14 protein-coding genes are annotated in these 25,475 nt (G+C 43.2%); 4 read left to right on the plus strand and 10 right to left on the minus strand.

The genetic code is table 11. The annotated features are described in order from the left end of the window. From AC13CC_RS08655 to AC13CC_RS08670, 4 genes are all read left to right on the plus strand, one after another. The coding region (locus AC13CC_RS08655; protein ID WP_482878262.1) for an IS1595 family transposase at window positions 1-1,016 on the plus strand (1,016 nt) is incomplete at its 5' end. A gap of 33 nt (window positions 1,017-1,049) precedes the next feature. After that, entirely contained in the window at window positions 1,050-4,340 is a 3,291-nt protein-coding gene (locus AC13CC_RS08660) for an efflux RND transporter permease subunit (protein ID WP_482875906.1), read from the plus strand. Further along, window positions 4,340-5,665 carry a TolC family protein gene (locus AC13CC_RS08665; RefSeq protein ID WP_326277692.1) on the plus strand — a complete coding sequence of 442 codons (1,326 nt, stop codon included), beginning with the start codon at window positions 4,340-4,342 and terminating at the stop codon, window positions 5,663-5,665. Before AC13CC_RS08660 ends, AC13CC_RS08665 begins: the two co-directional genes overlap by 1 nt. Window positions 5,666-5,668: 3 nt before the next feature. Then, a complete protein-coding gene (locus tag AC13CC_RS08670) occupies window positions 5,669-5,848 on the plus strand; it encodes a CPXCG motif-containing cysteine-rich protein (RefSeq protein WP_326277694.1) in 180 nt (59 codons plus the stop codon). A 120-nt stretch (window positions 5,849-5,968) separates the two neighbouring features. Here the strand turns inward: AC13CC_RS08670 and AC13CC_RS08675 are convergent, their stop codons facing one another. From AC13CC_RS08675 to AC13CC_RS08720, 10 genes are all read right to left on the minus strand, one after another. Then, window positions 5,969-7,078 carry a glycoside hydrolase family 16 protein gene (locus AC13CC_RS08675; protein ID WP_482875903.1) on the minus strand — a complete coding sequence of 370 codons (1,110 nt, stop codon included), beginning with the start codon at window positions 7,076-7,078 and terminating at the stop codon, window positions 5,969-5,971. 130 nt (window positions 7,079-7,208) lie between these two features. Beyond that, the gene (locus tag AC13CC_RS08680) at window positions 7,209-9,389 is read right to left on the minus strand and encodes a hypothetical protein (protein ID WP_482875901.1); all 2,181 of its coding nucleotides are present in this window, start codon (window positions 9,387-9,389) and stop codon (window positions 7,209-7,211) included. A gap of 37 nt (window positions 9,390-9,426) precedes the next feature. After that, the gene (locus AC13CC_RS08685; protein ID WP_482875899.1) at window positions 9,427-11,043 is read right to left on the minus strand and encodes a RagB/SusD family nutrient uptake outer membrane protein; all 1,617 of its coding nucleotides are present in this window, start codon (window positions 11,041-11,043) and stop codon (window positions 9,427-9,429) included. Between the two features lie 10 nt (window positions 11,044-11,053). After that, complete coding sequence (locus AC13CC_RS08690; protein WP_482875898.1) at window positions 11,054-14,032, minus strand: SusC/RagA family TonB-linked outer membrane protein; 2,979 nt, start codon at window positions 14,030-14,032, stop codon at window positions 11,054-11,056. Between the two features lie 274 nt (window positions 14,033-14,306). Then, a complete protein-coding gene (locus AC13CC_RS08695) occupies window positions 14,307-17,102 on the minus strand; it encodes a helix-turn-helix and ligand-binding sensor domain-containing protein (protein ID WP_482875897.1) in 2,796 nt (931 codons plus the stop codon). A gap of 117 nt (window positions 17,103-17,219) precedes the next feature. Continuing rightward, window positions 17,220-18,416 carry an MFS transporter gene (locus AC13CC_RS08700; RefSeq protein WP_482875895.1) on the minus strand — a complete coding sequence of 399 codons (1,197 nt, stop codon included), beginning with the start codon at window positions 18,414-18,416 and terminating at the stop codon, window positions 17,220-17,222. A 349-nt stretch (window positions 18,417-18,765) separates the two neighbouring features. Beyond that, window positions 18,766-19,566, minus strand: a complete 801-nt coding sequence (locus AC13CC_RS08705; protein ID WP_326277706.1) for a hypothetical protein — start codon at window positions 19,564-19,566, stop codon at window positions 18,766-18,768. A 23-nt stretch (window positions 19,567-19,589) separates the two neighbouring features. Next, the gene (locus tag AC13CC_RS08710; protein WP_482875894.1) at window positions 19,590-21,305 is read right to left on the minus strand and encodes a SusD/RagB family nutrient-binding outer membrane lipoprotein; all 1,716 of its coding nucleotides are present in this window, start codon (window positions 21,303-21,305) and stop codon (window positions 19,590-19,592) included. Window positions 21,306-21,335: 30 nt separating this feature from the next. After that, the gene (locus AC13CC_RS08715; RefSeq protein ID WP_326277710.1) at window positions 21,336-24,578 is read right to left on the minus strand and encodes a SusC/RagA family TonB-linked outer membrane protein; all 3,243 of its coding nucleotides are present in this window, start codon (window positions 24,576-24,578) and stop codon (window positions 21,336-21,338) included. Window positions 24,579-24,949: 371 nt separating this feature from the next. Continuing rightward, window positions 24,950-25,432, minus strand: a complete 483-nt coding sequence (locus tag AC13CC_RS08720) for a helix-turn-helix domain-containing protein (protein WP_326277712.1) — start codon at window positions 25,430-25,432, stop codon at window positions 24,950-24,952. Window positions 25,433-25,475: the final 43 nt, after the last annotated feature.

Here is a 25,475-nt window from a genome sequence, read left to right on the forward strand (position 1 = left end):
TATCAGAACTTAAGAAAGAGATCATGTCGCTGCCCTTGGAGCAGCGGGAACTATTGATCAAAGAGTTGTCGATGAGCGGTGACGTGCCCAGGGCACAGGCCTCACGCCGCCATCTTTTGGACAATAGGATGGGGGAATGCCCCCATTGCGGCCACGGTAGGTACGTGCGCTTCGGGAAGGACAAGGGCGCACAGCGCTATAAGTGCAAGGGGTGTTCCCGTAGCTTTACCGAGTACACCGGTACGTGGATGGCCGGGCTGCACAAAAAGGACAAGGTGGACGCCTATCTGGCCCTGATGGTGGAGGAGAAGAGCCTGGACAAGATCAAGGAGGCCCTGGCGATCAACAAGAAGACCGCCTTCGATTGGCGCCACAAGATATTGTCCTCTCTTGCGGAAACGGACAATGATGATTTCACCGGCATAACCGAGAGCGACGAGACCTTTTTCCTCGATTCCCGCAAGGGAAGCCGTGAGATGGAAAGGAAGCCGAGGAAAAGGGGCGGCTCCTCTTCCAAGCGCGGGGTCAACGATGCGCACGTTGCGGTGATCGTAACAAGGGACAGGAGGTCCGCCCTGGACATAAGTGTGGCCACCATGGGCAGGATAAGGAAGTCGGATATCGAAAGGGCCCTGGGCGGGAGGATAAAAAAGGGCAAGGCCGTACTGTGTTCAGACGCCCACGTTAGCTATAAGGGCTTCGCCATTGACAACCAACTCGAACACCACCCGCTGAAAGGTGCGATAAAACAACGTGTCAAACAGGGCGTATACCATATCCAACATGTGAACTCCACCCACAACAGGGTCAAGAAATGGATCGACGGGAGGTTCTGGGGAGTGGCGACCAAATATTTACAGGGCTATATGGACTGGTTCAGGGTCAAGGAGAAGTTCAAGGACAGTGGCGGGCTACTGCGGAACCTGGTCATGTTGACGGTCCAGGATACCGGCACACGCCAAAGGTACCGTGAAATCGGCCTAAGGCATCAAATCTTAATATCAACGCAAACTTAAACTAGAGCCAAAGTAAATCCTAAACCCCTGGCCGTGAGAAAACTCATCTCGTACTTTATTAAATACCACATGGCAGTAAATGTCTTTATATTGGCGTTTTTTGTTTTTGGGGTTGTGGGAATACTTTCCTTAAAATCATCTTTTTTTCCTCTTACCGAGGCACGTAACATTACAATTACCATTGCTTACCCAGGTGCTTCGCCACAAGAAGTAGAGGAAGGTATCGTCCTAAAAATCGAGGATAACCTAAAAGGCCTTGAAGGTGTGGAAAGGGTAACCTCTACATCAAGGGAAAACAGTGGTACAATCAATGTGGAGATTGAGAAAGAGAGGAATGTAGACTTCATGTTGTTAGAGGTTAAAAATGCCGTGGACAGGGTACCTACCTTTCCTACGGGCATGGAACCTTTGATTGTTGCCAAGCAAGAACCGGTCAGGCCCACCATAAGCTTTGCCGTAAGCGGAAAGGATATTCCCTTGGCCACCCTAAAACAAATTGGCCGTCAAATAGAGAACGACCTTAGGGCCATTGATGGAATCTCTCAAATTCAAATAGCGGGCTATCCCGATGAAGAAATCGAGATTGCCGTAGATGAGAACAGCCTCTTGGCATATAACCTATCTTTTACCGATGTAGCACAAGCCGTTTCCAATGCAAATATTTTGGTAACGGGAGGTAACATCAAAACTGCTACCGAAGAATATCTAATACGCGCCAATAACCGTTCCTATTATGGGGATGAACTTTCCAATATTGTAGTTCGAGGCGATGCAGCAGGCCGCACCATACGCTTAAAAGATGTAGCTACGATACGGGACAGGTTTTCTGAGACTCCCAATGCCTCCTATTTTAATGGGGAACTGGCAGTTAATATTACCATAACGAGCACAAATACAGAGGATTTAATGGGCTCTGCGGAAAAAGTTAGGCAGTACATTAAAGAATTCAACGAAAAGTATACCAATGTGCAGTTGAATGTTATAGACGACCGCTCCACTACTTTAACACAGCGTACCCAACTTTTAACGGAGAACGCCATCGTAGGGATGATTTTGGTATTGGTGTTTTTATCCCTCTTTTTAAATACCCGATTGGCGTTTTGGGTAGCCTTTGGACTTCCCATCGCATTTTTGGGAATGTTCGTTTTTGCACCCATGTTCAACGTTACCATTAATGTTCTTTCCTTGTTCGGGATGATAATCGTTATCGGTATTCTGGTGGATGATGGAATAGTGATCGCAGAGAACATCTATCAACATTATGAAGACGGGAAATCTCCGGTACAGGCCGCTTTGGATGGCACGATGGAAGTGATACCGCCCATTATTTCAGCGATAATCACCACAATTTTGGCCTTTTCCATTTTCCTTTTTCTGGATAGCCGTATCGGTGAATTCTTTAGCGAGGTGTCGGTGATAGTAATTCTTACCCTAGTGGTGTCCTTGGTAGAGGCATTGATTATTTTGCCAGCTCACTTGGCACACTCCAAAGCGCTTCGAGCTAAAAATACCAAACCCAAAACAGGTGTTGCAAAGATTTTTGCAAAACTTAGGGTAATTAATAAAATGGGCGATAGGTTAATGAACTACATGAGGGATAACTGGTATAGTCCAGTACTTCGCTTTATGATGAACTATAAATTTTTGACTTTTGCCCTGTTCTTTATGGCTTTGGCATTAACCCTGGGTTCCATTGGGGGAGGAGTTATCCGTACTTCATTCTTTCCGAGGATTGCAAGTGATCAGGTGTCCATACAACTTACCATGCCTAATGGTACCAACGAAAAAGTAACGGATTCCATTATTAGTCTTATTCAGGAAAAAGCACATATTGTAAATCAGGAACTCACAGATCAATATTTACAAGACATGGATAAGATGCTTTTTGTAAATATGATCAAGAACTTGGGACCAGGTTCTTCTGCTGCTGAATTAGAGATAAACCTACTGCCTGGTGAAGAACGTCCTGATAGCATTCGTGCCGATATGGTGACCACCAGGCTTCGAGAACTTGTGGGCCCCGTGATTGGCGTAGAGAGTTTAATATATGGTTCTGGAGGTAACTTTGGTGGAAGCCCGGTTTCGGTTTCCCTTTTGGGCAATAATATTACCGAGCTCAAGGCAGCAAAAGAAGAGCTCAAACAAGCCATGGAAGAAAATGCCAACCTAAAGGATGTAACGGACAACGACCCGGCTGGAATCAAGGAAATACGTTTGGAACTTAAGGAAAATGCGTATTTGCTCGGTCTGGACCTCAGAACTGTGATGAACCAGGTTAGAGGTGGCTTCTTTGGGGCACAGGCCCAACGTTTTCAACGAGGGCAGGATGAAATTAGGGTTTGGGTCCGGTACGATAGAGAGAACAGATCATCCATTTCAGATCTGGATGAAATGCGGATTTTGGCACCCAGCGGAGACCGTATCCCTCTAAAAGAGATTGCAAGCTATACCATTGAAAGGGGAGATGTGGCCATCAACCACCTAGAAGGTAGAAGGGAAATACAGGTTTCTTCAGATTTGACCGACCCGGAAACTACAAGTGGAACCGATGCCATGCTGTGGATACGAAATGAGGTAATGCCGGAAATTCTGGCCAAATACCCATCAATAAGCCCATCTTATGAAGGACAGAACAGAGAGGCCAATAAATTGATCGGTTCCTTAGGGTTTGTAGGGCCAATTGTATTGTTTCTGATTTTTATTGTCATAGCCTTCACCTTTAGGAGCATAAGTCAACCCTTATTATTGATTTTTATGGTGCCCTTTAGCTTGACTGCCGTGGCGTGGGGACATTGGTTGCACGGTTTTCCTATCAACGTCCTATCCATGTTGGGGATTATTGCATTAATTGGGATTATGGTAAACGATGGACTGGTACTAATAGGCAAGTTCAATACCAATCTTCGTAGTGGGATGAATTTCGATGATGCCTTGTACCAAGCAGGCCGTTCCCGTTTTAGGGCCATATTCTTGACCTCGATTACTACAATTGCAGGTCTTGCACCATTGCTTTTGGAGAAAAGCCGTCAAGCCCAATTTTTAAAGCCAATGGCTATTTCCATTGCCTACGGAATTGGTTTTGCCACTATTTTGACTTTGTTGATGCTACCCTTACTGCTCTCCTTTGGAAACAATATAAAGGTTGCGGCCAAAAAGTTGTGGACAGGGGAAGAGGTTACGTCCGAAGAAGTGGAGCGAGCCATTCGCGAACAGCATGAAGAGGAGGAGATGGAAGCAGATGGCGTTACCTTAAACGGAACCGATAGTAAAAACGTTTCTCAGAATGGAGAAGAAACCTCAAAAGTTGTAGAAGAGACCACATAATGAAAAGCATTTTTTATACCGTATCCCTGATTTTGTTGTTTTTTGGTCCAATGGCAAACGCCCAAGATCAAATACTTACCAAACAGGAAGCCATTGACTTGATTTTGGAAAACAATCTGGATATCAAAGTGGCCCGTAATACCAAATTAATAGATGACAATAATGCCGATATCCTTAACTCTGGCTATTTGCCATCGGTAACAGGAAATGCTAGTGGAAGCATAGACAAGCAAAATTCCGAAGGGGTTCTGGGCAATGGAGATACCCGTACAGCAGAAGGGGCCGAAACCAGAAGGTATAGTGCTGCGGTCAATGTAAACTATACTTTGTTCGATGGATTGGGGAGGTATTATAATTACAAAAGTTTTCAAGAACGGTCTGAACAATCCGAACTTGAGGTTAGGCAGACCATTGAAAACACCATTTTACAGCTCTTTACGGTGTATTATGAAGCGGCCCGCCTTACCGAAAATACCGCAACATTGGAGCAGGCGCTGGAAATTTCCAAGGATAGATTAAAAAGGGCGCAATATCAATTTGAATACGGACAAAATACAGGATTGGATGTATTGAATGCCGAAGTGGACATCAACACGGATAGCATTAATTTATTGAACTCCAAGCAACAGCTCAGAAATACCATGAGGGATTTGAATTTGATATTGAATCGTGATCTATCTGCCCAATTTGCTGCGGATACCACGGTGACCTTTGTTCCTGGACTTCAAATGGAAAATATGTACAATGAGGCCCAAATGAACAATGTAAGGCTTCAAATTGTGGAAAAGGACATCAATATGGGCCTTAACGACATTCGGGTAGCCAAAAGCGGTTATTTGCCTACCATTGGATTGACAGGAACTTACGGTTGGAACGAGTCCAACAACAACAGCCCACTGGCTTTTGTTTTGCAAAATACCTCTACAGGGGTTACGGGAACTATAAACTTAACGTGGAATTTGTTTGATGGCGGAACTACCATAACTGGGATAAAGAATGCCAAAATCGCCTATAAAAACCAAGAGATAGCGAAAAAGCAGATACAATTGGAGGTGGAAAGGGATATTCGCAATGCTTGGGACAGCTATACCAATGCACTGTACGTACTGGAGGTTCAGGAGAAAAACCTACAGACCAACCAAAACAACTTTAAGCGTACCGATGAGCGCTATAAACTGGGGCAAATAACCTCAATAGAATTTAGGCAGGCCCAGTTGAACTTGTTAAATGCGGAACTGGCCAAAAGTCAGGCCAAATACAATGCAAAATTGGCGGAACTTCAAATGCTTCAAGTTAGCGGTCAGTTGCTCAATGTAGATTTTTAGAAGATGTACGAGCATTTCTTCCAATGTCCATACTGTTGGGAGGAAATATCCTTTCTTTTGGATAGTTCTGTGCCGCATCAAACCTATGTGGAAGATTGTGAAGTATGCTGCAACCCAATAGAGGCCACAGCAAAATTCAATAATCGGGAACTTGTTTTTTTTGATGTTAAGGAACTTGGGTAAAAAAAAAGCCGAAGGTCTAACTCCGGCTTTGGGTTGATTGGAATAAGTTGATGGAACCCTTTTCAAGAATCTTGAAGTTGATCGTAAACAGTAATCCACCTCTTGCCAATTTCTCAGGTACTACTGATATATCCTTACATAATCAATTTCAAAGGTATCTTCTGTAAAATCGCTTGGTACATCACCACCTAAATTTCCGCCTATGGCAATGTTCAGAATCAAATAATGTTCGTGATTATAAGGTTTGTTATTGGTGTTGGGCAATTCAAAAACCAAGGTATCATCAACATAGGTCTTAATACTTTCACTATCCCATTCCATAGCATAGATATGATATTCGGAGGATGTATTGGCAACAGTAGTTTCACCACCGGTATCCATATATTCCTCGGTATTTAGGTCGCCCCAATGAAAGTGGGATATGGTATTGCTCTTGTCCCATCCCGTTTGCTCCATAATGTCAATCTCTCCGCAAAGCGGCCAGCCAACGCTGCCGTATTGGTCCCCGAAATAATTTCCGGTTTCGTTTACATTGGCGCCCAAGGTCCAAATAGCGGGCCAAGTACCTGCATTGCTTGGAAGTTTGGCTCGTACTTCTACCCGGCCGTAGGTAAAGGCAAATTTTGTATTCAATCTAGCAGAAGTATATTCTTTGGTGCTTCCGTTATACGAATATTGTTCTTTGATGGCCTTGATTTTTAAGGAACCATCGCTCACAAAGGAGTTTTCTGGCCTGTCCGTATAGTGTTGAAGTTCATCATTGTGCCAACTTCCATTGTTCGGGGGAATGACCTGATGATGCCATTTTTGGTCATCAGGACGCCCTTCATTATCAAATTCATCAGAAAAGACCAAAGTGGCAAAAGCTTCATCGGATTTGTAAACATCCACACTATAACTTTGGTTGATGAACTCACCGGATCGTGAATAAGCCCATACAGTTATGTTGTATGTATTTGTGCCATTTTGGGTAAAGGTATGTTCGATGGATCCCATTTCACTGCCAATTTGGTCGCCATTTTCAAACCGGAAGGCATAACGTACCGCATTGTTGGCCGATGCGGATACCTGTACAGTCCCAGAACCATCGCCATTCGGGTTATTGTCGTTTGAACCAATGATGGAAATGTCCACGTTTAAATTGGTGGGAACATCGGTGGAGTCGGAATCCCCAGAGCTGCACGAAAGCGCAAAGACCAGGGATAATAAGGATATGTTTAAAATGCTCATTTTTAATTTTTGATAAACGTATGTTTTGTTTTTCATAGAAAACATTGCTTGGATTAAAGTTCCACTCTTTTTAAAGAGTGGAACCTTTCCCTTAATTAACTAACTCAAATTACGATTTGTTTTTTATCCATTATTTGTGAAAATATACGTTGTCAACAAATACTGTGGTTGAACCAGCGGGCTGGCCTACATAGATAAGTTGTGCAATGTTTGCTTTTGTGGTAAGTCCAACAAACTCTGATAACGGGATATCCAATGAAATCCAAGTGTTTTGTTCTGGGTTGGCGATGGTAATTTCGTGTTCCACATCATCTCCTCCATCAAAAGCACCGTCGGCACCAAAATCAACAAGTTTTATTCTAATTTCTGTGGCATCCGCTGTCCATACATCGGTATGAAAATGTGTCATTTCCGTTGCATCGATTGGAGTGGCTACGGATTCTATCCCCACAAAATTTAAGTCGCTATACTTTTTTACATCGTTACCATCAATCATAATATCCTCAAGTGTAGCAACCGACCAATCTGTTCTCCAAGTGTCAATGGAAACATTGGTGTATGCATTGCTAAACAATGATATCACATCCGCTTCTGCAACAGTTGGAGTTGGCGCTGCGGCTGTTGGTTCCGTTGCAGGAGGTGAATAAAAGTAGATGTTATCCAAATAAATGGTTCCGTTACCATCAAATTTTAATTGTATCACATCGGTAAGATCCACTACATCCGAAAACGCTGTTAATGGAATATCCACACTTACCCATTCACCATTGGTAATATCAAAAGAATATGGAATTTCTGCAGGTCCTGGACTGATCAAGGATAAATTGAGCTCTGAGGAATCGGGTGTCCAATAATCCACGTGCACCATAGTAGTTCCAGAAACGTCCAATGGAGCTGCAAACTGCGTTCCTTGATAGTTAAGGTTTTCATATTTTAAGGTGTTGTTCCCTGCAATCTCCTCTTGTGTAACCATAGTGGCCTGCCCCCAATTTGGATTGTAATCCGTTCCTGCGACATCGGTATAGGCATCACTGAACACGGAGATCACGTTTGCTTCCGCTAGTGTAGGTGCAGGGGCACCCGATGTGGGCGCGTTGGAAACACCTGCTTCGTTGTAAAAGAACACATTGTCCACAAATACCGTATTTGCGCCTGATGGTGCTCCCACGAATATCAATTGGGCGATATTACCCCTAGTGGTCAGTCCTGTAAAATCTGAAAGCGGTATATCCAGCGTTACCCATTCTTGCTGCGTGGGTGCTTCAATCACTATTTCGTGCTCCACATCATCACCGCCATCAAAAGCGCCATCAGCACCGAAGTCAACTAACTTTATTCTGAATTCTGTAGCGTCACCGGTCCAGATATCAGTTCTAAAATGGGTCATGTTGGCAGCATCAATAGTGCTGGACACCGCTTCTACGCCCACAAAACTAAGTTCGCTGTATTTTTTAACGGCATTGCCTTCAATTTCTATGTCTTCCAATGTGGCATCGGACCAATCGGTTCTCCAGGTATCCACGGCAACGTTGGTATAGACGTCGCTAAACAACGAAACCACTTCCAATGGATCAATAGTGGGGTCGGGTGCGGTGGCGGTGGGTTCGCCAGTTTCAACAGGTTCTTCTACTTCGCCACCTTCACTCATCTCGATGTCATCAAAATAGTGCGTGGTCTCGGCACTCTTTTCTCCGTTAAAGTCAAAGAACAAAATCATTCGATCAAACTTATCGGAATCACTGGGTGAAAAAACAAAGGACAGTTCTTCCCATTCGTTGGACACAGTTGTGGTTGCCTGAACTTCTTTTGCAATGGAATTATCGGTCTTGTCCTCAAACTTCATCAGTACAATTTGATCTGCGGCAGGGGAGTACACTTTAATTTTGACCGTCTGCATCTCGTTAAAATCCACTTTACTGGCCAAATCAAAAAAGAAGCCTGCCCAAGGTTCAATATCGGCTGTTTGGGTATATTCAACAACGGTTTCAGAGGTGTTGATGCCGGATGGATCCGGATTTTCAACATAATCAAGGGTAAAGGAACCGTCTTTTTCCCCAAAGAAGGTCACTTCCGGTCCTCCACACTCAAAATCCATTCCATCTGCCAATTCTGGAACTATAGTGGAGAATGTACAATCCTCGCCTGGTTCTGGTTCTGGTTCCGGTTCTGGTGGAACATAGGCAGAGGGTGGGGGCAAATCGTCCTCGGTTTCGCAAGAAATGATAGTGCCCAAAATACCTATGGCCGTCAACAGGAACAAGATGGGTAATCTTGTGCTGTTGAGGTTCTTCTTGTTGTTATGCTTTTTCATTTTTCAACGTTATAAGTTAATTCTAGTTAGTGCCGATTTAGTTATACCCGTCGTTCTGTGGGTAGTTTGGTCCCAAAAGATCCATTTGTTGTTGTGGAATGGGCCAGTTTTGCATGTATTCCCTTAGAATATCCTTTGGATTTCCTTCGGGATAGGACTCGTTCATGTTATCATTGTTCATATGGTCCAAAAGATACTCGTACAACAATCCGGTACGTTTTAAGGTAAACCAGCGCTGCCCCTCAAAGGCTAACTCTCTTGCTCTCTCTTCCAGAATAATTTCAAGGTCGATACTGTTTACAGGAGCTGCATTTGCCCTTGTTCGCACTGTATTTAGGTACTCAAGGGCTTTGGTGGTGTTGTTCAGCATCATGTGGGCCTCGGCACCGATCAAATAGGTTTCTGCCAACCTGTAGATCATAATATTTTTAAAATGATTTCTGTCCGTAGGTTCCACGGTTTCATCAAAAAATTTAAGGATGCCCGGGTTCTGCCTTCTGTAATAGAGCATAAACTCGTTTTGGTCCGTTTCACTGTTTTCGTACAAATCCAATGGGTCGCCTAGCTCTTTCCCTTCCGGCAAAGCAGTTTCGTCGTTGTAGGCATACTCAAAAATGTAATAGGTGTTGTTTTTTCGGTCATCGTTCGGATCCTCATTGAGCAGGTCGATGGTGTATTGGTTTAATGAAATGAATCCCGCTCCCGCACCGCCATTCTCTACGGATTGAACAAGGCCTGGTGCATCGGCATAGGAGGAGACCATGTTCCAGTTCAAGATATGTGGACTCCCGCCACCAATGGTTTCTCTTTCAAAGTTGATTGCAAAGAGAGTCTCAGGATGATTAAGTTCACCGGCAAATACTTCTGCCGTGGTAGTGGTCAAACTATGACTTCCACTAGTGATCAAGGCATCGGTTTGGGCAGCGGCTTCTGTCCAATCGTTTTCCCACATGGCCACTTTTGCTCTGAGATGTCTTGCGGCTCCCTGTCCCCAACGTCCAAATTGTGCCGTGGAATAATCCAAATTGTCTATGGCAAAATCCAAATCGGAACGCAATAGCGAAAAGATTTCTTCTTCCGAAGATTTGTCCTGTGGTACATCAAAGGCATTTTCTGGGGTAGTGGGCTCCGTGGTGATGAAGATGTTGTTAAAAAGGCGGTACAAGGTAAAGTAGGCATGGGCCCTCATGCATTTGGCCTCAGCAAGAATCTGATTTTTTCTGCCTTCCTCGATATCTTCCAAATTCTCTGCTCCCTGAATCACAGCATTGGCCCTATCCACTATTTTATAGTAGTTGACCCAGTACGCATTAATTCCCGAGGTAGTACCGAAATCCCCTAGACTAGCCCCCCAAAGCAAACGGCTGTATAAAGAAACCTCTCCTGTAATCCCAACCCCAAGATCACTTTTGGCTTGTGGAATTAGAGGATAAGTGCCATTTAGGCTTAAGTCTTGGTATAAGTTTCTGTTGAGGGTGTAAAGGCCTACAACGGCGTTCTCCAAACCTTCGGGCGTGGAGTATAGAAAATCGACCGAGGTATTGGATAACAGTTCATCCTCCAACAAATCCTTTTCGCATGATGTGAATGTTGCAATAGCAAGTAGTATTGCACATATTCTTTTTGATGTTAAATATTGAAATATGGTTTTCATGACAATTTTTTTAGAATCCTAATTTTACCCCTAGGGTTATGTTTCTGGTCTCAGGGAATGCAGAGCCACTTTGGTCATTGTTCAGTGGGGTTTGTTCCGGGCTGTACGATTTAAAATCGGTAAAAGTGAACAGGTTGGTCCCCGTGAGGTATACTTTGGCCCGTTGCAACCCAAGCTTGGAGAAGGCATCTTTGGGTATGTTGTATCCCAAAGTAAGGGTTCTTAACCTCACATAAGATGCATCCCTTACAGCAAAAGGGAACAGGTGCAAGTGTGTATCCGGCTTTGGTCTTGGGTATTCGGTAGATGGATATTCCGGTGTGTAATATTTGGTTCTGATCCCGTTTATGGCACCCTTCCAAAGTTCTCCATTGGCAAGAACAGGGTTTAGGTTTGTTGCTCCTTGAACAATATAAATATCGGCAAACAAGTCAAAGTTCTTGTAGGTAATGGTGTTGGTAATGGAACCATACCAATCGGGATCGGTATTTGTGAATACGTTATCGCGATTGTCTATCTGACCATTTCCATCCTGGTCCACCACGCGGACATCACCGGGCTGGGCCAATGGGTTTCCTGACCCTGCAATATCATCACCTTCTTGGTATATACCATCATATTTGGGGAGCCAAATGTTGTTGATGGACTGCCCTACCGATAAACGCCTTCCAGATGCAATATCGGTTATGTCGATGGGGTTGCCATTATCATCCAGTTCTCCTGTCAATGAGATTACTTTGTTTCTGTTTCTGGAGAAAACCATCCCCAAAGACCAACTAAAGTTCTCTTTACGAATAATGTTCGAGGTCAAAGAGGCTTCGATACCTTGGTTTTGCAATTCACCGGAATTAAACCGGATTACATTGAATCCGGTGGTTCCTGCTATGGATCTATCCAATAATAGGTCGTTGGTGTTGGCTTTGTAGTATTCAAAAGTTCCTTGGAAAAAATTGTTGAACAACCTGAAATCCACACCTGCATTCAAAGTTGTTGTGGTCTCCCATTTTAGGTTTGGGTTGGGCAAACGAGACGATGCTGTGGCGCCGGCCACTGTTTCATCTCCAAAAACATAAGGTAGGTCGTCCGCAACGCCCAAAGATTCCAAAGGGTTGATTCCCTGGTTACCCGTGGCACCGTAGCTTACCCTAAACTTCATTTCGTTGATGGCATCTACATCAGCCATAAAAGGTTCCATGTGCATTTTCCATGCTACGGACACTGCCGGGAAAAAACCCCATTTGTTGTTTTCGGCAAATACCGAAGCACCATCGGCACGAGCGGTGGCCTCCAAAAGATATCTGTCCAGATAACCATATCGTACCCTGCCCAAGAAGGACAAAAGCCTACGTTGGGAAACATCCCTTACGTTGTTTAGCAGGTTGGTGGCATTTCCGTTAAAGCGCAAGGCATCGTTGGTAAAGCCGGATTTGTCCAATTGGGTGTACTCGGTACGGCGTTCATCAAATGCGTGAACAGCCGTTAAGTCCAAACTATGATCATCATTGATTTGTGGTGTATAGTTCAAAATATTTTCTACCAGCACCTGTTTGAACAGGGTGTTGGATAATACTCCGATTCCATCAATTCCTTCATCCCCAGCGGAGTGAAGAGAAGACCTGTAAACACCTTGGTTGGAGTTACGGTTCCTTAAAAACGTTTTTAGGGTATAGCTCAGGTTTGGTGCAATGTCATAAATAAGGCTCAGGTTTATATCCGTAAGGTTGATTTTGGTCTCATCCACAGACTCTCTTTGGTCCCACAATGGGTTGACTGCTGTGTTGGATGGCCCCAAGTAGAATTTCTGGAGCTCGCCATCTGCTGTATAAGGTTGTGCCAGTGGAGTAATTGTGGTAAAGTTGATTCCACCTGTTTCCCTGTCCTGTTTTGCATTTTGATAGTTGATTATTCCACGGAACAATAACTTATCGGATATTTTTTGTTCTAAGTTTAGTTTAAATGTGCCTCTGTCAAAACCTGAATTGGGAATAATACCTTCTTGCGAAAAGTAATTTACACTTGAAAAGACCTTCGTTTTTTCGCTACCTGCCGAAAAACTAAGCGAATGGCTCTGGATAATGGCATCTTGAAGCACCAAGTCTTCCCAATCCACAAAGTTTTGGTTTTCTATGGCCTCCAACTCAAATGGCGAGAAGATGTTCTCATCGTTCAGGTAATCCCCGGTGAACCTATTTCTGTTAGCTTCTCTTCTTAGGTCGATAAATTGCTGTCCAGTATATTGGTTGAAGTTTTTGGTCAAGGTTTGTACGGTGGTATATCCATGGTAATCTATGGTTGCCTTGCCTACTTTTCCTGATTTTGTAGTCACCAAGATTACACCGTTGGATGCTCTGGAACCGTAAATGGCTGTTGAGGATGCATCTTTCAATATTTCAATGTTGGCAATGTCATCGGGAGCCACATCATTTAGGTTGTCAAAAGGAAGTCCATCTACGATAATCAGCGGAGAGTTTCCGCCGGGTGCAACGGATACATTACCCCTGATTACGATATTGGAATTACCTCCTGGCCGTGCATCGCCCAAGTTTACTTGAACCCCTGCCGCTCTACCTCTTAACATTTCGGATACGTTTGTTGTGGGTACATTGGTGGCTTCCTCTACTTCAACACTGGCCACAGATCCGATTACATTACTTTTCTTTTGGGTACCATATCCCACAACAACTACTTCGTCGAGGGCTTGGGTGTCTTCATTCAATACAATGTTGATTTCCTCCTGGGTCCCGATAGGAACCTCCTGGGTCACAAAACCAATGTAGCTGAAAACTAAGATGTCTTCATTGGAAACATCGTCAATGGTAAATTCACCATCAAAATCGGTGACAACCCCATTGGTTGTTCCCTTAACAAGTACGTTAACACCCGGCATGGGCCCAATATTATCAGAAACGGTGCCGGTAACAGTTTTTGTTTGTGAATATCCATAAGCAGTACATAAAAGTACCATTAAGGTTAAAATGCCATATCTCATTTTTGAGTGAATTTAATTTGAGTTAAAGGTATATGGCTTAACGTCTTGTTAACAAAGGATGTACCTCTATAAAAAACCTACATTGTTAATTTGAAAGGGGTAAAATTGATTTTTTATCACTCAAACCCTGTAAAATATGAGGATTTTAAAATATTTAGCGTTTTTGCAATCATCCTGAACAATACGGTAAAACAGAACTAAGTGAGGATATGTAGAGTTATTGTAGAGGTAATTTTAAGATTTGTAGAGCAATGATGTGCAAAAGTAGAGCTTATTAAAAGTTTAAAATGTAATCTATAAGGTTGTCGTGGTGTGGTAGGTTAAACTTTTTACGGAGCCTATAACGTTTCATTTCCACACTTTTTACAGAAATGTTAAGCAATGGTGCAATTTCTTTGGAGGAAAGATTTAACCTTAAATAAGCGCACAGGCGAAGATCGTTGTTGGTAAGGCTGTCGTGTTTTGTTTTTATTCTTTTTAAAAAGTCTTTGTCGGCATTATTGAATGCGTCTTCGAAAAATTTCCAATCGTCTTCGCTGTTAATGTTCCTATCTATTTCCTTGATTACGTATTTTATGTTCTTATCCTTGCTGGGAACTTCCCTGAGTTGCGCTTTTAGGGCAGAGAGGAATTTATTTTTCTTTACCAGGCTCATCGTGGAAATGGCCAACTCGCGGTTTTTACTGTCAATTTCGTTTTGGAGTTTTTCCGTCTGTATTTTGGCAATTCGTTCTTTTTCTTCCAGTTCCCTCCGCTCCAATTCTTTTTTATTCCTTTTTATGAGGGACTCTTGTTTTTTTTGATAATAGTTGTTGTAAAGTCTGTGTACAAGTACAAACAGCAATGCAATGGACAACATATAAAGGATAAGTGCAAGATTGGAAAGGTACCATGGCCGGGATATGCTAAAACTGTACGAAGAGGTATTCTCGCTCATGGTACTGCCTATCATGGCCCTTACAGTAAAGGTATAATCACCAAAAGACAGGTTTTTAAATGTGGCATCTGTATTTTCGGACCATTCGCTCCAATCATCGTATACGTTGTCCATCTTATACTGGTACTTTACCTCGGTATATTTATCGAATTCCGGTACGCTAAATTCCAACCTAACGTTGTTGTTGGAGTATTTAAAAGTACCTGTTGTGTCAATAGATGCCTTGGAGGATACTTCTTGGTAATCCCCATAATAAACCGAATTGATGTGCACTTGCTGGTTCGTGGGCTCCACTCTGGTAAGGTCCAAGGACACGTAGCCGTTGGAACTTCCTATCAAGTATGTGTAATCGGATATTTTTGAAATATTTTCAAAACCTGAAACTCCCAAATTGGCCCTAATGTCCTTGGGTATGGAAATATGGGAGGCACTCAGTTTGTTGCTAAGTGTACTTTGGGTAACGTACTGGATGCCATCGTTGGTAAAGAACCACAACCGTTGTTCCGAACTTTCAGGAATTATGATGCTGACCTGTCCATCATTTTCATCTAAAATCAACTGGGTCAAAGTACTGTCCAGGACGATGTTGTTTTCGCCATCAATATTATAGATTCCTGCATTGGTCTTGTAATAGAGTTTATCCTGAAAACTGAAAATATTGGAACTGTGGCCGATTCGCTCCTTATTGGTAACTTGTTTAACTTCTCTCAGGTTTGGCTCCAACTCAATAAAATATAGCCCTTTTTTTTCGTGGTCCACGACTACCTCAAGCGAATCCATTTCAAAAAAACGACTGGAAATTGTATAACCATCAATGGTATTTCGGAATCTCCATGAGCCTTGCACCTTTTCGAGTATACTCAACCCATTGTAATTTCCTTGAAGAAGTAAGTTTTTACGATTTTGAATAGGTTTTACGCCCCAAGTGCCCGGAAAATCAGAAATAAGTTCAGCCAAGTTATTTTCCACAACGAACGTACCATTATTGTGTCCACAAAAAATAGTGGAATCCACAAGCTGAATGTTCCACACTTGGCCTTCCGTGCCATCGATCATGCGAAAAGCATCCTCAGAACCGGTTTTGCGGTAGAACAGACCTTGGTTGGTGCCCAAATACAAGTACCCTTTATGGCTTAAGGCCGCATAAACCAAACCTAGGTTCCCAAGTTTGTCCACGTACTCGTTAAAGGGAGAGTAGAGGTTTACGACACTAATACCATTGTCCAACCCCAACCACAAATTATTTTCCGAATCCTCAAAAAGCGTTAATACCGTATTGTTGTTTAGCCCTTTTTCTTGGTCAATGTTCCGGATGATGGTCTGTCCGTTTGGCGAAAGATGATAAAAACCATTGGAAATGCTGCCCAGCACAAAAGAACCATCCTTAAGTTGAATACTGCTGTAGAGTTTTACATTGATGGAATCCATAGCTGTTTTCCACGGTATGATGGCTTCAGAGTTATATTTATAAAAACGGGAACCTTCGGTAATTACCAAAAGATCATTGCCCATCGTGTAGAGCCCAATAATGGGTTGGTCCATAAAAACTTGGTTGTGACTTACCAATTTGGGCTTCCCATTTTGAATGGTAAACAGCCCTTTCCGGGCTATTTGGAAATAAACATCACCGTTTACAATGCTAAGGTTCGCTTTTTCCGAATTTGCATTTATAACTTTAAAAGTATCCTCTGCACTGTCATAAATATAGATTCTATCCAAGGATTGAAAAAGAATCCATTGGTCCACGACCAAAATATCCCAGAACTCTTCGTCTTCGGCCATGGGTATTTCCATTTTTTGGGATAATGAGGTGTACGTCAGTTCGCCGTTTGCCTTTTTTGTCCAAAAGCCGAATTCACGGTAGGAGCCGGTATAGATTTTATCCCCAACTGCCTTTACCGACCTAATTATGGGGGAGGTTGGCAGTTTATATTGATGCCATTTGCTCCCATCAAACTCCATAAGACTGGTGTGGTTGGCCACGTAGATGTTTTTTGAAGGGGATTGCGTTATTCCCCAATTCTGAAACTCCCCGCTGTATTCTTTTGGGGTATAATTTCGGATAGGCGGCAGTTCTTGACCCACCAGGGTGAAGCAAAAGAACAATAGAAAATAAAAAATGTGGGGCCTCAAACCGAACTATTTTAAATATGCATCGAAACTTATAAAGATAAAGTTAAGTATAAAACTAGACCTCTTTTTAGATGCTTAATGGTTTTGTTCCAAAGTGTTATTTCAGCAAGAACTTTTTTATCCTTTATTCTTTTTGGATAGTTTCTCCAAATAAAGGATTGCAATTCCGATACAGGCTCCAATGCAAGCCAAAATACCCCCCACAACACTGGCATAGTTAACCCCAAGACCAAAAACCATGGGCAGACCACCAAGATAGGCGCCCGAGGCATTTCCCATGTTAAATGCGCTTTGGTTCATGGAAGAGCCTAATTTTTCTGCACCCTTCGCGGCTTTTATTATTGCAATTTGGATAGGTGCTGCAATGGTAAACGTAATGACCCCAACAAAAAAGCTTAAGACAAATATGGCAATGCCATTACTGGCAAAAAGTGCGTTGAGGATCAAGATGATCGTCATGGACAGCATGCTAATGACCACCGATTTTACGGGGTTGAATGTTTCTACCATCCTTGCTCCCAAAAAATTGCCAAAAAACATTCCCAGCCCAGCCACGATCATCACGTATCCTACGTTTGCTTCGGGCAGTTTTGTTACGGAGATCACCAACGGGGCAATGTAGCTGTACCAAGCAAAAAAACCGCCGGTTCCCACAGTGGTCAAAGCAATCAAGGCCCATAGTTTTTTGTTTTTTAAACCCGGTGATGCGCTTTTGGCGTGTTGGTCACCAACCTTTTCTTCCAAGTCCTCTTTGGGCATCCAAAAATAAAGGCTGGATATAGTGGCAATACCTGCAATGCCCACCAGCATAAACGAATAGCTCCAATGTAATTCCTGTCCAATATAGGTACCCAAAGGAACTCCTAAAATGTTGGCAATGGTCAATCCGGAAAACATAATGGCCATGGCTTGGGCCGCTTTGCCCGGTTTGGCCAAATATCCCGATACTACGGCACCTATACCAAAAAAAGCACCATGCGGCATTCCGGATAAAAACCGAAAGAGCATCATAACCCAATAGTTGCCGGAAAATGCGGATAAGGTATTGAAAACCGTAAACCACAACATCAAGAACAACAAAGTCTTTTTAGGGTTTAAGTTGTTTGTGATCCGAGCCATTACAGGGGCACCGATTACCACGCCCAAGGCGTAGATGGCGATAAAATGTCCTGCTTTAGGTATGGAAATTTCCATGGATTCAGCAATGTTGGGAAGAATTCCCATAATCACGAATTCCGTTAGGCCTATACCAAAACCGCCTATGGCAAGAGATAAAAGTGCTTTTTTGTTGGTTGATCGAGAAGTGTTGTCCAAGCTTATTTTCTTAAAGCGCAAAGGTAAGTCCTATTGCAGGAAGAAGTTGCAAGGATTTTTACTTAATTCTATTTTGAATGATCTGGGGAAGAATTAAAAACAGCCTTGAGGATTGGACTAATTCAAATACATTCAAAAAATGAAACAAATACTTTTGAAAAGATATTTTGGGTTCAAGGCTGTTATGAGGATTACTTTTTATATACGCCAAAAATACGTGGATGGATTATTTTTTGCGGAAATCCTCAACTACAAGTACCATTCCCGATTTAGTAGAACCTATTTGTTCCAAAAACAAAGTCCCGATCCATTTAGGTCGGGACTTTGTTTTTGGAACAATATGTCAAGATCAATTGATACAGGGTGACGGGTTGGGCCCAAAAGGTCCCAGTACTTCGCCATTCGGTGTTTCAATAGTGTAAACATGCTCTTCTTCGAAAGCACCGCTGGTATAGGAAATTACTAACGAGCTTGTTCCTTCTGGTACGTCCACATTGAATGTTGCTGCATCACCTCCGGTAAAAGTATAGTCGGTAGTTACGCCATCAATTTCAAAAGTAACAAAGGCACCGTCCCATCCATCGCCATAAAGGTCCTGCATATCGATTACCCAAGTCCCGGGAACCGTGGTTCCGGAAATTGGGGAACATTTGACCAGTACTATAAAATTAAAGGCCTGTAACTGTTCTGGCTGTCCGGTTACGGTGGCACTATAGTTTTCCGCAGTGGTTTCTGTACCATCAACTCCAGTGGATTTTCCTAAAAACCGGATAAAGTCACCTCCCGAAATATCATCAACGGTTATGCCCAGGGCACTAGCGATATCGGTATAGGGAATGGAAATATCACTTGGAAATTCCGTTATTGTTGCCAGAGGTACTGTATCGGTGGAGACTCCGCCCGATTCCAGGGTTACGCTTAAATCCCACGAAGCTACATTGTCGCTAGGGTCGTCAACGGTACCAGAAAAGGTGGAATTGGCCAAATCGCCTTTCGCAACAATGGTTTCATCCAACAAAATCCTAACATAAGGAGCTGCTGAATCTTCCAGTTCAAAAACATTGATCGGATTTTTGTCGTTGTCCTCGCAAGCTACAATTCCCAAAATTAGGAGAATAAGACCTAATATGTATTTAAAATTACTTTTCATCTGTATTGTTTTTTAGTTTTAAATCAATCAACGAATCCGTCCGGGTTGGTGTCCCAAAACACAGGAGTGCTAGGAGCGCTTTTCTGTGTAATGTTCGTATTGCTGTCCGCTGCGGTTTGCGAATACCACATAGATCTTAGGAACGGCCCCGGGTCGTTGGTGGTAAAAGCAGGAGTGAGGTTGTCCGGCTGACCGGTTCTTCTGTAGGTGTTATAAGCCTCTATTCCGTTGCACCACAATGCTATAAAGTATTGTTCTACAATAATGCGAAGCTTGTCCGTATCATCCCCGGCATCATAATTGGCCAATATTTCCGCTACATGATCGTCGATGGCCGTTGAGGTGGGTTCGTATTCCGTGCCACTTGCCAAAGATGCTCCAAAATCGACCACGGTGCCTATGGACTGTCTAATTCCTGTTTCCAAGTAGTCCCGAGCATTTCCAGTCGTGTTCAATGTCAACGCTGCTTCGGCCAACATAAAATAGGTGTAGGAGGACATTAGAATGGGTGAAATACCGGCTCCTACCAAACCTTCATTTATAGCTCCGGAACCGGATACATTTCTAAATGAGTCATCATCAAACGGTCCGCCAACAGGGTATGTACCATGCAATGTTCTAAAGGCGTCATCTGGTGGAATTCCGTCATCATCCAAGTGGTTTCTTCCCCAATATCCGCTTAAACCATTGGTTGCGGGCACTAAGCAATAGGGTTGTGAAGGATCCCACCAAGCGGGCAAGGATATTTCCGTAACACATTCTTTGGTAACAACATCGGCGCCTGAATAATCCGACTGTTGTCGGTAAAAGTAGTACCGTATTCTTGGGTCTGGGTCACTATACTGATTGGCCATCAGATCCATATAATAGTTGCAGGTATAAAAATCCGAACTTGGCCCTGCGCCATCGTAGTTGGCATCAAAATAAGGATGTCTACTATCTGGGGAGGCATTGTTGGTGCCCCATTGGAACAAGAAATCATCGGAAGGATCTAAAATCAACTGGTTTCCACTGATCAACTCGTTGATGCGCGAGGTGGAAACAGATGCCCCAAACCCATCGGCACTGGCCAAACGTGTTTGCAGGTATAGCTTCAATCGCATGGTATTGGCAACTTTTTTCCATTGACTTTCGTTGCCGTCGTAAAAAAGGTCATTGGAAGGCAAAGAGGTCTCATCTTTATTCAGGTTGGCAATGGCATCGACTAAAAGTTGGTCTGCTGCTTGATAAATGGAAGCTCCTGAATCCACGGTTGGGTTTAGAATACCTTCACCGCCAGATACTGCCTCTGAATAGGGTACATCTCCGAAGAAATCCACCATGGACATCATGATATAGGCTTCTAAAATTTGCCCAATGGCAAGATGGGTGTACTGGCCAGCTTCTTCGGCCAAGGGGTTCATGGTTCTGATATCGATCAATGCCCTTGCGTAAACATTGTCCCAGACCCTATCAAAATCAGATGGGTCATAACTTTCACTATACGTTGGGCCAAACCCGTGTTGCATTCTTACCGGTTCCATTCCAAATTGACTGAGGCCGTTTTCGGCGCGCCCCTCTTCACCGGAATGGATTTGCGCGGTCATGAGTTGTATTTGATTCAGAAAGAAATCAACACTTGCCTGCGAAGGGTTTAATGCATTTGGACTCTCCACAACATCCAAGGATGTGGTCTCACAGCCCAACAAAACTGTCAGTGCAGCGATTATGAGACTTAGTATATTTGATATTTTTTTCATAATATATTTTTTGATTCTAGTTAGCTGCTTTTAAAATGATGCCCTTACGGTAAGGCCATACCTTCTGGTAGATGGCCCGGTAAAGAAATCGATTCCTTGCCCGTTGCCTACACCGGTACTGGAAGAATTGGTGTCGTAACGAACATTATCCGGGAAGTTTACCGCTTTGTACCATAGATTGGAACCAGAGAGTGTAAAGGATAAACTGCCAAAAGGAGTTTTATCCAACATTTTCTTAGGAATGGAATACCCCAATGAAGCTTCCTGGACACGGATAGTGGTGCCATCAAAAATATTTGCTTCGTTGATACCACCAGCAAAAAGGGTGTTGAATCCGAATTCTGTGGACGAAATGGCAACATTATTGGGTGTGCCGTCAGCAAAAACTCCTGGCAAAATATAATTGGATTCCCTGTGGATCGGATCATCCAGATCAACCACACCACGACCGATCAACCCTGCAGTGGTTACAGAGTAAACATCACCGCCATGACGATACTGTAAGTTGGCCGATAGGGTGAAGTTTTTGAAGGTTATTGTTGGAATCAACGCAGTGGTCCAATCTGGATTGGGATCACCTATTTCAGTAATATTGTTGTTCACCAAATAGCGACCATTTGGGCCTACAACTTTGTTGCCATTGTCATCTTTTAGAATGGTGCTTCCGAGCAAAACACCAAAGGGTCTGCCTTCCACGGCGTAGTTGGCTGCTTCGCCGGCTACGGCAAACGTCAATAGGATGTTGTTGGTGCCTTCGGCCAAATCGGTAACAATGGTTTCGTTGGCAGTAAAGTTTCCAGCTAGATTAAATCCTATTCCAGCTTCACTTTCCCTTAATAGATTAAGGTCGTAATCAATCTCGACACCTTTGGTCTCTACCTCACCAATGTTAACAAAAGTGGAACGGAAACCTGTGGAACTGTCCAAAGTACGGTTGGTAATCAGGTCGGTTGTTGATTTTTGGTACAAGCTCACATTAAAATTGAGGCTGTTGAACAACCGAGTGTCCAAACCTATTTCCAGTTCTTGAACTCTCTCTGGTGATAAATCCCTGTTCCCCAAAACATCCGAAACTGTGTTTCCTGATACTACATTGCCATTGAAATCTACAAAGGTCCTTGCGCCCAAGGTGAGGACATCCCGTGTATTAAATGGGGTAGGGAAACCTGCGGAGGAACCATAGCCCACTCTAAGTTTGGCATAGTTCAGTACGTTTCCTTGCAGTGCAGGGAATGCGGTTGTTGGAATAAAGGATAAACTGGCTCCTGGATAGAACAAGGAGTTGTTTTCCCTTTCCAATGTTGAGGACCAATCGTTTCTTCCTACCACATTGAGGTAGAGCAAATCGTTATATGAGAGGGTTGCATCTAAATAGACTCCAACTAGGTTTTCCTCAAAATTTTGATTCAAATTAGCTCCAGAGAAAGAGTTAACAGATGATGGGGTGGTAAAGTTGTAGTGTTCGAGCACTCCAAACACCAATTGTCCCTGACTTTCAATACCATCTTGTGCATAGGTATCCCTACGGCTATTGGCACCCAAAGTTGCGGTAAGGTTTACATCTTCGGAAAGACTTTTTTCAGCACTTAGAATCAAATCATGGTTCCAAATGGAGTTCCTTACTGATGTTGTCCTTAAAATACCCAAGGTTGGCCCATCTACTCCACCTTTGTTTTGTCCATAGGAGTTTAACTCGGTGTAGGTATCCAAACCAACACGATAGGTGAGGTTCATCCAATCGTTGATGGCGTAGCTCATGGAAACATTTCCTGTAAAACGGTCGGTTTCCTGAGAGGTTTTTGAGTTGGCCACGGTCCAATATGGGTTTTGGATATCGTTTCCTGAACGATAGTATAAACTTCTGCCATCTGCTGCTTGGAACGGAATGTTGGTTAAATCGACACTCCTTGGGGTATAAAGCACATCCCCAAAAATGGCAGAACCGTTAAAGGCGGCCCCACTACCGGTACTTACTGCATTTGGAGGTGATTTATATCCTGTCCTTGCAAAATTGAACACACCCGAAACGGTAAAGTTGTTGGACAAAGTAGCATTACCTCCCAAACTAAAGTTGTTGCGCAATAATCTGTTCCCGGGAGTAACCCCAATATCTTCCGTGCGGCCATAATTGGCATTAAAGTTTACTTTTTCCGAACCACCGCGAACATTAACGGATGTACTGTACACATAACCGGTCCTGAAGAATTCCTCGACGCCATTATAGGGTTTATAAGGATATTCGTCGTCCAAAAGGTCTTCGTAACCTGCAATCAGAGTCGGGTCGGCAATATAGTTGAATGGATGTCGGGTAAGTGCTACACCATTGGGTCCCGTACGAATATATTGTGCTGCCGTGGCAATGCCATCATCATCTGTACGATCAAAACGTGGTCCCCAGTTACTGAAGAAAAATCCGAAACCTTGATGAAACCCACTTCCGTAGTTATCTTGGAATTTTGGGAGTACTGCATTCGACATAAATACCGACTGTGTAACGGAAACTTCGGTTTTTGAGGGGGTGTCACCCGTGGCGGCACCTTTGGTGGTAATTAAAATCACACCATTTCTACCTCGGTTACCGTACAATACGGTTGCACTCAACCCTTTTAATACACTTACACTTTCTATATTGTTAGGATCAAGATCCAAAAATCGACTGGATTCGGTGTTTCCATCCAAAAAGTTGGTCTGTGTGTTGGTGCCAGAATCAAAAGGGATGCCGTCCACAATAAACAACGGTTGGTTGGATTGTGTTGCTGAGGAATATCCACGGATAATAATGTTGGTGCCTGAACCGGACATTCCATTATTGGATGTAATGTTGACCCCGGCGACTTTTCCGTTCAATACACGGGCAACGTCGGCCTCCGGTCTGGATTCCACTTTGTCGGATTCCACAGTGGTTACGGAGTATCCTAGGGATCGTTTCTCTCGAACAATACCTTGAGCGGTTACCACTACTTCTTCAAGTTGGGATGCATCTTCGGCCATTTGTACGTTAATGGTATTCCCTGTGCCAATACTTCTTTCTTGCGTTCTTTGTCCCAAATAGGAGAATACAAGAATATCTCCTTCACTGGCTTCAATAGCATAATTGCCATCAAAATCGGACTGTGTGCCTCGAACGGTTCCCTTAACAACAATGTTAACACCGGGCAAGGGTACCCCTTCTTGGTCGGTGACCGTTCCGGTGACCGTTTTTTCTTGAGCATGGGCAAATGCTATCGATAGACATATGGCCACCAGTGCTCCAAACAGTTTCTTTACTTTCATACGAATAAAGTTTTGTTAGTAATTTGAAATGAGTTAGAGCAACTGAGAAAGGAGGACGGCGCTAGGAAAATGATAGCTAATTCAAATAATACTTCTGGGAAGTGAACAAAACTTAATGGATTTTGTCTTTTTAAGAAGCAGAGCCTCTCACCGCCCTACCTTTACAATTGCATAACAAATCAACTTATAAGTGTCGTGGAGCAGGTACTTTTTAAACGGCAAGAACCTGAAAAACAAGGGTGCCCATGGGGAAGTACCGTTTTTAACACATAAAAATGGATTTGATAACAATTTGATAATGGCATGTGAAAAAACCTCTTGGATTTCCAAGAGGTTTTTGCGAATAACTCTGAACGATTTAATGGGTTCTGCTACGCCATCTGCATGTTGTTTTGATTGAAATCCACAGTAGCGGCAACAGATCTGTAATCGTTGGGGCTGAGCCCTGTTACTTTTTTAAAGGCACCGTAAAAGCTGTTCTTGCTGTTAAAACCTACTTCGTACATAACGGCCTTTACACTTAAAGTGGGGTCCGATACCAGAAGATGTTTTGCCTCCTTTATTCTGTATTCGTTCAAAAAGGAATAAAAGTTTTTGGAGAAGTACGTATTGATTACTTGGGACACCTTGTACCTATTGTCTTGAATGTGTTCCGAAAGTTCGTCAAGACAAATGGTGTTGTTCCGGTAAATCCTGTCCTCCTCAAAGGCCTTTTTAATTTTCCCTCGAATAGCAAGGGCTTCTTCTTCCGTAAGTCCGGATTTCTTGTACTTTTCATGACTGTTTAATGGGTCGGAGGTCAGTTCCTTCTGCCCAATGTACTTAAAAACGAGTTGCTTTAGTAGTCGTTTCATAGGATTGATGATTTTTGATTGATGACCACTAGTTAGCAATAAA

This window comes from Flagellimonas sp. L-11, assembly GCF_056857735.1.